The organism is Bacteroidales bacterium (genome assembly GCA_012517825.1).
Lineage (GTDB): Bacteria > Bacteroidota > Bacteroidia > Bacteroidales > JAAYUG01 > JAAYUG01.
Genome location: JAAYUG010000080.1, coordinates 1 through 11,407 on the forward strand (window position 1 = coordinate 1; position 11,407 = coordinate 11,407).

At 45.9% G+C, this 11,407-nt stretch carries 9 protein-coding genes; 2 read left to right on the forward strand and 7 right to left on the reverse strand.

The genetic code is table 11. From position 1 onward, the window contains the following. The 7 genes from GX419_05030 to GX419_05060 all read right to left on the reverse strand — a co-directional run. Window positions 1-426 (reverse strand): 1-(5-phosphoribosyl)-5-[(5-phosphoribosylamino)methylideneamino]imidazole-4-carboxamide isomerase (locus tag GX419_05030; protein ID NLI24049.1); only part of this gene is annotated, 426 nt, incomplete at its 3' end. Then, entirely contained in the window at window positions 423-1,031 is a 609-nt protein-coding gene (hisH, locus tag GX419_05035; GenBank protein ID NLI24050.1) for an imidazole glycerol phosphate synthase subunit HisH, read from the reverse strand. The genes GX419_05030 and hisH, both read right to left, overlap by 4 nt. 1 nt (window position 1,032) lies before the next feature. Beyond that, window positions 1,033-1,899: a formyltetrahydrofolate deformylase gene (gene purU, locus GX419_05040; protein NLI24051.1), complete on the reverse strand. Its 867-nt coding sequence runs from the start codon at window positions 1,897-1,899 to the stop codon at window positions 1,033-1,035. Window positions 1,900-1,913: 14 nt separating this feature from the next. Beyond that, on the reverse strand, window positions 1,914-3,044 hold the full coding sequence (gene hisB / locus GX419_05045; protein ID NLI24052.1) for a bifunctional histidinol-phosphatase/imidazoleglycerol-phosphate dehydratase HisB: 1,131 nt from the start codon (window positions 3,042-3,044) through the stop codon (window positions 1,914-1,916). A gap of 3 nt (window positions 3,045-3,047) precedes the next feature. Continuing rightward, the gene (hisC, locus tag GX419_05050) at window positions 3,048-4,082 is read right to left on the reverse strand and encodes a histidinol-phosphate transaminase (GenBank protein ID NLI24053.1); all 1,035 of its coding nucleotides are present in this window, start codon (window positions 4,080-4,082) and stop codon (window positions 3,048-3,050) included. A gap of 93 nt (window positions 4,083-4,175) precedes the next feature. Further along, the gene (gene hisD, locus GX419_05055; GenBank protein NLI24054.1) at window positions 4,176-5,471 is read right to left on the reverse strand and encodes a histidinol dehydrogenase; all 1,296 of its coding nucleotides are present in this window, start codon (window positions 5,469-5,471) and stop codon (window positions 4,176-4,178) included. A gap of 45 nt (window positions 5,472-5,516) precedes the next feature. Next, window positions 5,517-6,374 (reverse strand): ATP phosphoribosyltransferase, encoded by an 858-nt coding sequence (locus GX419_05060; protein NLI24055.1) that lies wholly within the window; start codon window positions 6,372-6,374, stop codon window positions 5,517-5,519. Window positions 6,375-6,654: 280 nt separating this feature from the next. Here GX419_05060 and GX419_05065 point away from each other — a divergent pair, with 280 nt between their 5' ends. Next, complete coding sequence (locus GX419_05065) at window positions 6,655-8,028, forward strand: MFS transporter (protein ID NLI24056.1); 1,374 nt, start codon at window positions 6,655-6,657, stop codon at window positions 8,026-8,028. A 168-nt stretch (window positions 8,029-8,196) separates the two neighbouring features. After that, window positions 8,197-10,926 carry a PAS domain-containing protein gene (locus tag GX419_05070; GenBank protein ID NLI24057.1) on the forward strand — a complete coding sequence of 910 codons (2,730 nt, stop codon included), beginning with the start codon at window positions 8,197-8,199 and terminating at the stop codon, window positions 10,924-10,926. Window positions 10,927-11,407: the final 481 nt, after the last annotated feature.

Sequence of the window (11,407 nt, forward strand, 5' to 3'; positions counted from 1 at the left end):
CCAGCCATGCACGGCAATTTTGAAATCCCTGATATCGGCACCCACCACTATTTTATCTGGCCCGAATTCCCTCAGCCAGTTTTTAACCAGTTCAGTATCCGTAGCAGCTGCACTGCCTGCAACAATACGTTCTGCTCCCAGAGAGAGAATTGTATGGATGTCGGCAGAGGAAGTGATTCCCCCACCCCATTCGATTTTAACAGGAGCCGAAGCCGCCATTTTTTTAAGAGCAGACAAGTTTACCGGACTTCGTTTCCGTGCACCGTCGAGGTCAACGCAGTGTATCTGTGTAAGGCCTGACCGATAAAACGTTGCAACAAGGTCATCGGGTTCATAATCGTAAACCGTCACTGATGCGAAGTCCCCTTTTTTGAGTCGAACGCACCTCCCTTCGATAATATCAATTGCCGGTATTAACTGCATCATAGCTTCAGAAAATTTCTGAGAAGAACTTCACCTGCTGTTCCGCTTTTCTCAGGATGAAACTGAACGGCCATAAAGTTTCTGTTGCGAAGGACAGAGCTGAAAGACAACCCGTAGAATGTTTCAGCAGCGGTATGGGGTCCGGCTGTTGCATAAAAACTATGAACAAAGTAAAAAAACGGAGCGTTGTCAAGGCCACTCAGAAGCGGGCAATCCAGATCTGTTTTTGTTACCGTGTTCCAGCCCATATGAGGTACTTTAAGGCGGGCTTCCTTTTCAGTGGTATCGGGAAATTTTTTTACCTCAGCATCGAAAATACCCATGCATTGGGTATTTCCTTCTTCCGAGAAACGGCACATCAGCTGAAGTCCGAGGCAAATGCCCAAAACCGGCTGGGTAAGGGATGCGATAAGAGTGTCAAGGCCCTTTTCCCTGAGGTAGTTCATTGTAGTTGAGGCCTCTCCTACGCCGGGAAAAATTACTTTGCCGGCGTTTCTGATCTGGTCTGCCTTGTCGGTGACAACCGGCCTGACTCCCAGTCGTTCCAGAGCATACACTACCGACTGAATGTTGCCGGCATTATAGCGGATGATAACAACTTCGCTCATTTCAACTAAAAACAATGGTTTTATTTTTATATACAAGAAGTTTGTGTTCAATATGGGCATAAACAGCGCGAGCAAGGACAATTTTTTCCAGATCCTGGCCTTTTCGGATGATATCGGCCACACTGTCCTTGTGGGTAATTCGAGTTACATCCTGTTCAATGATGGGCCCGGCATCAAGTTCCCGGGTCACATAGTGGCTGGTAGCCCCGATGATTTTAACACCCCGTTCGTAAGCCGACTGATAAGGCCGTGCTCCGGGAAAAGCAGGAAGAAAAGAGTGATGAATATTGATAATGCGGAATGGGTATTCATTGATAAAATGTTCAGACAAAACCTGCATATACCTGGCAAGTATAATAAAATCAATATTTTGTTCTTTCAGGAGCTTCAGTTGCTTTTGTTCTGCTTCTTTTTTATTGTTTCCGGAAACAGGAATATAAAAAAACGGTATATGGAACTGTGAGGCAATGTGCTGGAGTTCCCTGTGGTTACTCAGAATCAGGGGAATCTCCACTTTCCATTCCTTATCTTGCCAGCGGGAAAGCAGGTCGTAAAGGCAATGAGAAAGACGCGAAACCATGATGGCCATACGCGGAATGTGGTTGGAGAAATGCAGTTGCCAGCTCATATTGTATTTTCCGGCCAGCAGGGTTTGAAAATAGTCGGCAATCTTGGCATCAGGAATCAGAAAATCTTTGAGATCCCATTCAATACGAAGAAAGAAGGCCTTGTCGGTATGATCCACATGCTGGTCGAGATATACAATGTTGCCATTGTTTTCGTGTATAAAACGAGTCAGGGCAGCAACAATTCCCTTCTGATCGGGGCAGTGAATCAGCAAGATGGCTGTATTCAGGTTGTTATGCATAGCAGTGTCTGGCATCAGATTTTTCCTTTGGTGCTGGGTAAATAATTTTTTAAGCGGTCTTTTCTGACCGCCATGCCCATGGCCCGCGCAAAGGCTTTAAAGATGGCTTCTGCTTTATGGTGTTCGTTTTCGCCCAATGCGGTAATATGAAGGTTGCAACGTGCCGCATCAGCAAAGGAACGGAAAAAATGCGGAAACATTTCAGTGGGGAATTCCCCGATACGTTCTCTGCGGAAAACGGCTTTCCAACGGAAAAAGGAACGGCCACCGAAATCAATCAGCACAGTTGCCCTTGATTCATCCATAGGCAGTGCAAATCCATAGCGCTGTACTCCTTTCATATCACCCAGTGCTGTGCGGAAGGCTTCGCCCAGACTCAGAGCAACATCCTCTATAGTATGGTGTTCATCCACGTGGAGATCGCCTTTTACCTGGATGCTGATATCGCATCCGGAGTGGCGTGCAATCTGATCCAGCATATGGTCAAAAAAACCGATTCCTGTGGAAATGTTACCTGTGCCTTTTCCATCCAGGCTAATGGAAACAGAAATATCCGTTTCCCTGGTTGTCCTTCTAACCTGAGCGTAGCGGTTTCGCTGCATCAGGAACTCTGCAATCTGATCCCAGTCAGGACTCACCAGGGCGCACCAGGCATTGAGTCCGGCTTTTTGCACCTCATCCCAACGGGAAGCATCTCCGATGAGAATTCCGGATGCCCCCAGGTTGCGGGCAAGTTCAATATCTGTCAGGCGATCGCCTATAACATAGGATTCGGCCAGATTGTAGCCGGGGCTGAAATACTTTGTCAGCATGCCGGTGCCCGGTTTTCTGCCAGGTGAATTTTCATGCGGAAAAGAAGGATCGATATAAATGTCATCAAAGAAAACTCCTTCATTGGCAAAATATGTTATCAATTTGCTCTGGACCAGGTCAAAAGCAGCCTGCGGATATGCTGGCGTACCCAGTCCATCCTGATTGCTTACCATTACGAGTTCGTAATTGCAGTTATGCCGTATGTAATGAAGATTTCTGAATACTCCGGGCAAAAATTCCAGACGTTCCAGTGAATCAATCTGAAATGTATCCTGTGGCTCAACAATCAGTGTGCCATCGCGATCAATGAAAAGAACTTTTTTTCCGGCCATATTTTAGTGAATATAGGATGAAAGAGCTTCCAGCAGTATCCTGTTTTCCCCGGGTGTACCAACTGTAATCCGCAGGCATCCGGAACAGAGGCTGACGTTGGAGCGGTTGCGCACAATAACGGACCAAGTACAAAGCCAGTTGTAAATTTTTTCGGGCTCATCAACCCTGACAAGAAGGAAATTAGCATCAGAAGGGTATACGTTTTTAATGCAGGGCAGGGCGGCAAGCGCCTGTTCGAGTATGGCGCGTTCCTTCAGGATCATCTCCACCCACTGGTCTTTAACAGAGGGTTGACTGAGGACATTAAGGACAAGTTCCTGTGTTAACACATTTATATTATAGGGATACTTGATTTTGTAGAGAATACTGATGATGTCGGGATGCGCAAAAGCCATTCCCAGCCGTGCGCCGGCAAGTCCCCAGGCTTTGGAGAACGTCTGCAGGATAACCAGATTTTCATATTCCTGCAAGCGCCCGAGGAAACCCGGATGACGGGAAAAATCAATATAGGCTTCATCAAGTACCACCAGCCCAGGGAAGTTTCTGATAACGTAGTCAATATCCCCGGAATCAAAACTGTTGGCCGTAGGATTGTTCGGCGAGCAGAGGAACAGCAGTCTGGTTTTGGGAGTCACTGCCCGGAGAAGTTTCTCCCGGTTCAGGGTAAAATCCTCATTCAGCAATACCCTGGTATATTTCACATTGTTAACTGCAGCGGCAACCGCATACATACCGTATGTGGGGTCAATGGCCAGAATGGAGTGCACACCTGGTTCGCAGGCAGCCCTGATGAGCAAATCAATCGCCTCGTCACTTCCATTTCCCAGAAAAATTGATTCAGGCGGAATCTGTTTCAATTCAGAAATCCGCTTCCGCAGTTTTCTGTGGTGCGGGTCGGGATAACGGTTATAAGGGCTGTTATAGGGGTTTTCGTTGGCGTCAAGAAACACCGAGGCCTCTCCCTGAAAATCGTCACGGGCCGAAGAATAGGGAGTCAGAGACAAAACCGAAGGCCGGAAAAACAGATCAAGGTTCATTATAATAAAATTGATTTTCAATGGTATGATGGAAACCACAGGTTGGTGATTTTATCACCGTGGCGTTGGTTTTTATAAAACATGCGGGTTTCATCAGCTTTGTTTTTTGCTCAGATAATCAAAACGAACTTTAACAGCATTCCGATGGCCTTCAAGTTCTTCGACGGCGGCCATGTTCATTACAGCCGGTCCCAGATTTCGCAGGCCAAACTCTGAAAGTTCCTGGAAAGTAATTTTCTTCAGGAAGGAGTCCATATTGACCCCGCCGGAAACTCTGGCATAACCATAGGTTGGGAGAGTATGGTTGGTACCTGAGGCATAATCTCCTGCGCTTTCCGGGGAATAGTTGCCGATAAAAACCGAACCGGCGTTAAGAACCTGCCTGGCAAGGTTTTCTGCATCACGGGCAGCGATGATCAGGTGTTCGGGTGCGTATTCGTTAACCAATTCCATCAGCGTCTGATTGTCTTTAACAACAATAATTTTGCTGGCGGAAAGGCTTTGTTCGGCGATTTTTTTCCGGGGCAGGGCTGTGAGTTGAGTATGCAATTCTGACAGCACCGGTTGCACGATTTCGGGTCGGGTTGTAATCAGAATCACCTGGCTGTCGGGGCCATGTTCTGCCTGGGCCAGTAAATCGGAAGCCACGAATGAAGGAATGGCGGTTTCATCAGCTATAACCATTACCTCTGACGGGCCGGCCGGAAGATCAATGGCTACTCCCTGCCGGCTGACAATTTGTTTGGCAATGGTAACATACTGGTTTCCGGGGCCGAAAATTTTGTTCACTGCCGGGACGGTTTCAGTGCCGTATGCCATGGCTGCAATAGCCTGTACTCCTCCAATTTTGTACACTTCAGTAATTCCTATTGCTTTTGCTGAATAGAGAATGGCCGGATGGACGGCTGTATCTTTTCCGGGCGGTGTGCACAGCACGATGCGCTCACAACCAGCCAGTCTGGCAGGTATACCGAGCATCAGCACGGTGGAAAAAAGCGGAGCTGAACCTCCGGGAACATAAAGGCCAACTCTTTGAATCGGAACACATTTTTGCCAGCACTGAACACCCGGAGTAGTTTCCACCCTTATTTCAGCTGGTATCTGCGCTTTGTGAAACCTGGTAATGTTGGCAATGGCTATGTCAATAGCTTTTTTGGTATCGGAAGAAAGCCGTGCATCAGCCTGTTCAAATTCTGCCGGTGCCACCCGCGATACAGGAATATCGGCACCGTCAAATCTGGCTGTGAGTGAGCGAATGGCGCTATCCCCTTCCCTGCGGACCTCTTCAAGAATCTTCCTTACCGATTCTTCCAGCACATCGCTTTTCAGCAGGGGCCGGGCAAGCAATTCATCCCATGTATTTCTTGGAGGATCTGTTATTATTTGCATTATGGACGACATAGTTTATCTGGATTAACAAATACAAACTTCGCATCAAACGATCATTTTTTCAATAGGAATAACCAGAATTCCCTGGGCTCCGAGTTCTTTCAGCTTGCCGATAACTTCCCAGAAGTCATTTTCATTTACCACAGAATGGAGTGAACTCCAGCCTTTCATGGCCAGTGGTATAACGGTAGGACTTTTCATACCGGGTATCAGGCGGGTTATTTCAGGGATGCTTTCGTTGGGAGCATTCAGCAAAATATATTTATTGCTCTTTGCTTTCTGAACGGCTCTTATTCTGAAAAGCATCCGGTCGAGAATCTGGTTTTTTTCGCCGGAAAGGTTGGAATTCTTAATCAGAATAGCCTGGGAATGCATAATGGTTTCAACCTCTTTTAACCCGTTGCTGATAAGGGTGCTACCGGAGCTGACAATATCAAAAATAGCGTCGGCCAGTCCTATTCCGGGAGCAATTTCCACGCTTCCGCTGATTTCATGTATTTCAGCTTCCAGATTGTTTTCGCTGAGATACTTTTTCAGTGTTCGGGGATAGGAAGTGGCTATTCGTTTTCCCTGAAGCCATCCAGGTCCGGTATAGTTTACTGATTTCGGTACTGCCAGGGAGAGTCGGCAACGTGCAAACCCCAGCTTTTCCAATATGTATACCGGATATTCTTTTTCGGCAATTATATTTTCACCGACAATACCCGCATCGGCTACGCCATCGAAGACATACTGAGGGATATCATCATCGCGGAGAAAGAGAAGTTCCACGGGAAAGTTATGGGCCCGTGCAACAAGCCGGCGCTCTCCGTTTTCAAATCCAATTCCGCATTCCAAAAGCAACTGGAGAGATTTTTCACTCAGTCGCCCTGATTTTTGAATGGCCAGTTTAACAATTTCCATCGTTTATGCATTTAAAACAAAAAAGGTTTGCAGTGCTGCAAACCTTAGGGATATTTTTTATATGCACTGCAAAATCAGACCCCAACATCAAAATGATGATGTCCGTGAATCTGATATGCAATACCTTTTTTCATATTTTTTACTGATGCGCAAATATAAAAAAAGTTTGAAATTGTGCAAAACGGATGAAAATATATTCAAAGGAATATTTTTACTTTGCCGCTTCATTAAATTCCTGAAGGAAAATTCCTGAAGGGATTTTAGCAAAATACCGTTCCGTATGAACAGGGAACAACGAACCGTGCTGGTAATTTCTGCGATTGGGGCATTTCTGACTCCCTTCCTGCTTTCGTCAGTCAACATAGCCCTTCCTGCCATTGCCCGTGATTTGAGAATGAATACTATGGTAATGAGCTGGATATCGAGTTCTTTTCTCCTTTCGGCTGCTGTTTTTCTTCTTCCTGCGGGGAAGCTGGCTGATATTTTCGGACGAAAGCAGATTTTTCTTCTGGGTATTATCATCTTCACTCTGGCGACCCTTGTTGCCGGGATGTCGGTAAATGCCGTTATGCTGATTCTATCGCGTATTGGACAGGGAATAGGAAGTACGATGGTAGCTGCTACAGGTACGGCGATGATAACATCCGTATTTCCGGCAGGAAAAAGAGGACGTGCTCTGGGATTAAATGTTTCCGGCGTTTACATTGGTCTTTCAGCAGGGCCTTTTATCGGAGGATTTCTCACCGAGCATTTAGGCTGGAGAAGCATTTTCTGGGCAGGGATTCCGGTTGGACTTCTGGTGATTTTTCTTGTTCTGGTGTACCTTAAATCAGAATGGAAATCTGATTTGCCGGCCGCTTTTGACTGGACGGGATCTTTGTTTTATGCGGTATCGCTTGTCCTCATCATGACCGGACTTCCCAAACTGAAGGAAGGCTGGGGAATCGCAGCAGTTGCCGCCGGGATGTTTCTGGGTATCCTTTTCCTTTTTTATGAGAAAACGGCACGCAGTCCTCTTATTGAGACCAGTTTGTTATTCAGAAACCGCACTTTTGCCTTTTCCAATCTTGCTGCGCTTATTAACTACAGTGCTACCTCGGCGATTGTATTTCTGTTGAGTCTTTATCTTCAGTACATTAAACATCTGGGGCCCCGTGAATCCGGGTTGATCATCCTGACCCAGCCGGTGCTGATGGCACTGCTTTCTCCCCTAACAGGAAGGTTATCTGATCATATTGAACCAAGGATCGTTGCATCAGCCGGAATGGCCCTTTGCACAACCGGACTTTTCATTCTTGCCGGATTAAAAGCCGCAACGTCCGTTGAGTGGCTCCTGTTTGCCCTGGTGGTGCTCGGAATCGGTTTTGCCCTGTTTTCATCGCCGAATACCAATGCCATCATGGGATCGGTCTCAAGGGAATACCTTGGAGTTGCCTCGGCCATGGTTGGTACTATGCGGCTAACAGGACAAATGATGAGCATGGGGATAGCCATGCTGGTTCTTTCTGTTTTCATCGGGAAAAACCCGATTAATCCTTCCAACCAGGATGCATTTCTTCATGCCAGCCGTGTATTGTTCCTCTCTTTTTCGGCGTTGAGCCTGCTGGGTGTTTTTGCTTCCCTGGCAAGGGGCAGAAACAATACAATCAAATAACTAATTTAAATTTGCTTTGGTTTTAATAAATCAATAAATTTGATAGATCGTCCTGAAGGCAGAAGGAACTGAATGGTGCACAATGTTTTTGTTTTATCACGTTTAAGTAAACGCATAGCCTGCAATAGGTTCTCAAATTCCATTGTTTCTATTGCAACGGGTATTGCATTGTTGTTTTTTTGGCTTCCTGACTGGAATTGTGAAGCCTCTCTGCCCCAGAAACCAGATAAAATTGTTGTCGCAACAGATGATAATTATCCTCCCTTTATTTTCAGGGATGAGGAGGGGAAGTTGAACGGTATTCTCATTGATGAGTGGAATTTGTGGAGCAAGAAAACAGGGATTAAGGTGGAATGGATTGCCACCGACTGGAACAAGGCCCAGAGCCTTATGCTGGAAGGGAAGGCTGATGTTCTCGAAACCGTATTTTTTACAGAAGAACGGGCAAAAAAATTAACCTTTTCAAAACCGTATGTGCAGATCCGCGTGCCGGTTTATTTTCACCGGAGCCTCAGCGGTATTTCTGATTTCAAAACCTTACGGGGATTTACCATAGGAGCGAAAGCGGGGGATGCAAGCATTGAGGTACTGCGAAAAAACGGGATCAACACGATTGTTGAATATCCCAGTTATGAAGCTATTATCAATGATGCATCAGCAGGGAATCTGAAAGTATTCACAATTGACGAACCACCAGCCCTGTACCTGCTTTACAAGAAGAATCTCGATCGTGAATTCAGGCAATCGCTCAACCTGTATACCGGTGCATTTCACAGGGCCGTGCTGAAAGGAAGGGAAGACATTCTTAGCCTGGTAGAAGAGGGTTTTGGAAAAATAACCGATTCCGAAAGGAAAGCGGTTGAGAACCGCTGGCTTGGCGAACCCCTTATAAACCCCAGATACTATCAGATAGCCCTTGTTATTCTGATCTCAGTAGTTGCTATAATCCTTACATTGGTAATATTTAGCCTCATACTGAGGAACCAGATACAGAAAAAAACCAGTGAACTGGAAAAGGCGTTTTCCGATCTCCGACGCAGTGAGGAACAATACCGTACAGCGGTTCAGGCTACACAGGACGGATTGTTTGAGATAAATTTTCCGGAAGGTGCCGTTTCTGTCAGTCCCGGATTTTATGAGATTTTCTCTCTTTCCACAAAGCATGACCCTCTGAGAATGGATGAATGGCTTGGTTTCTTTTCTGAACCGGCAAGGAAAGAAATAATGACAGTGTTGGAAAAATGCTTTAACGGAGACGATTCGTTTCACACTGAACTATCTATTGAAGGATTATCCGGAGAATACCGATGGATTCTTATGAGAGGGAAAGTTGTTGAACGGAGTGATTCCGGGAAAATTATCCGTATTGCCGGAGCTTTTACCGACATTGATGTTCTGAAAAAAACGGAGGAACAGTTACGGAAGGCTGAAGCCCGCTGGAAATTTGCCATTGAAGGAACCGAACAGGGATTATGGGACTGGGACCTTTCTACAGGAAAAATATTTTTTTCGAGGCAATGGAAAACTATGCTGGGGTATGAAGAGGATGAGATTGGAAACACCCTGTCGGAATGGGAAAAAAGAGTTCACCCCGATGATCTGGATAAAGCATTGAAAGACGTTGAAAGGCATTTAAAGGGGGAAACCGAAATGTATCTGAACGAGCACCGTTTGCAGTGCAAGGATGGCTCCTACAAATGGATACTGGACCGGGGGAAGGTGATTGAGTATGATAGCAGCGGAAATCCCGTCAGGATGATAGGTACCCACACGGATATTTCCGAGCGGATAGAAAAGGAAAGGTTACTGCAGGAAAAAGAAGCAATTTACCGGTTTTTGTTTGAACACAATCCTGCACCCATGCTGATTTATGAAAAGGGGACCCTGCAGATGCTGGCTGTAAATGAAGCTTTTGTAAGAAACTACGGGTACCAACCTGATGAAATTTCCGGCATGCGTTTAACTGACTTATATCCTGAAGAAGAGAAAGAGCCTATGCAGAAACTTGCAGAGCGCCTGAAAGGATATGCTTTTGCCGGTGAATGGCATCACCGGAAAAAAGATGGTACTCTGATTACCATACTTGCCCATTCGCATGATCTGCTGTTTGAAGGCAGGTCAGCCAGGGTAGCTGTGATCACTGACATCACCTATCTGAAAAAAATCGAACAGGAACTTACCAATGCCCGCATCAGGGCTGAAGAAAGTGACAGGCTCAAGACAGCTTTTCTCGCCAACATGAGTCATGAAATCAGAACACCCATGAACGGGATTATTGGTTTTTGCGAACTGCTAAATGATCCTGAAATCACCCCATCCAAACAAAGGGAATACATCAGTATCATTCGAAACAGCAGTTACCGATTGCTGGGCATCATCAACGACATTATTGACATTTCTAAAATTGAAGCAGGACAGGTTGTTATCCGCAAAGAAAAAGTCGAGTTGGTTGCATTGCTCGAAGAAGCTGTCAGGTTTTTCGAAAATGAAGCAAAGAAGAAAAACCTGGTCCTTCGATCGAATTATTCTCCTCTGACGAAAAAGTTGTTTGTAGTTGCTGATAGAACTAAGCTTTATCAGGTAATATCAAATCTGCTGAAAAATGCCATTAAGTTTACCACGGAAGGAAGTATTGAAGCAGGCTTTGAAGAAAAAAACAATGAAATAGTTGTTTTTGTGAAGGATACAGGAATAGGAATTGACAGAGAAGACAGGGAACGGATATTTGAGCGTTTCCGGCAGGGAGAAAATACAAGGATTAACCATTATGAAGGAGCAGGGCTTGGATTATCCATCAGCAAGGCATTTGTAGAAATGATGGATGGAAGGATATGGGTTGAATCCGAAAAGGGCAAGGGTACAACATTTTACTTTACTTTGCCAAAATTCGAAAGCTGATCCATCTTGCACTTTGGAATCAGGAAGAGATTTTAACCCCTTGCGCATTTTAATTAACTGTGCAAAATGCCACAGAGGCCGCTTTCACTGCGTTTCAGCGGGGTTAACCCGGATGCCAGCACCCAAGGCCCACCCACTGCGCATTAGTTCGCTTTCGCATCTGATGCGTAATCCGGGTTAAACCGGCCGCTTTCACTGCGTTTCAGCGGGGTTAACCCGGATGCCAACGCCCAAGGCCAACCCACTGCGCATCAGTTTGCTTCGCTCCTGATGCGCAATCCGGGTTAAACCGGCCGCTTTCACTGCGTTTCAGCGGGGTTAACCCGGATGCCAACGCCCAAGGCCAACCCACTGCGCATCAGTTTGCTTCGCTCCTGATGCGCAATCCGGGTTAAATATCCCTGATGAGAATGTTTTCAGGGGCGTTTTCGATTGCTTTCAAAAAACTTTCCTGAATGGAGGTAATTCTTTTCAGTTCGCG

What these genes read in the sequence shown, in the direction of transcription:
- hisH (NLI24050.1), bottom strand. Translation starts at nt 1,031, where the DNA reads ATGAGCGAAGTTGTTATCATCCGCTATAATGCCGGCAACATTCAGTCG.
- purU (NLI24051.1), bottom strand. Translation starts at nt 1,899, where the DNA reads ATGCATAACAACCTGAATACAGCCATCTTGCTGATTCACTGCCCCGAT.
- hisB (NLI24052.1), bottom strand. Translation starts at nt 3,044, where the DNA reads ATGGCCGGAAAAAAAGTTCTTTTCATTGATCGCGATGGCACACTGATT.
- hisC (NLI24053.1), bottom strand. Translation starts at nt 4,082, where the DNA reads ATGAACCTTGATCTGTTTTTCCGGCCTTCGGTTTTGTCTCTGACTCCC.
- hisD (NLI24054.1), bottom strand. Translation starts at nt 5,471, where the DNA reads ATGCAAATAATAACAGATCCTCCAAGAAATACATGGGATGAATTGCTT.
- GX419_05060 (NLI24055.1), bottom strand. Translation starts at nt 6,374, where the DNA reads ATGGAAATTGTTAAACTGGCCATTCAAAAATCAGGGCGACTGAGTGAA.
- GX419_05065 (NLI24056.1), top strand. Translation starts at nt 6,655, where the DNA reads ATGAACAGGGAACAACGAACCGTGCTGGTAATTTCTGCGATTGGGGCA.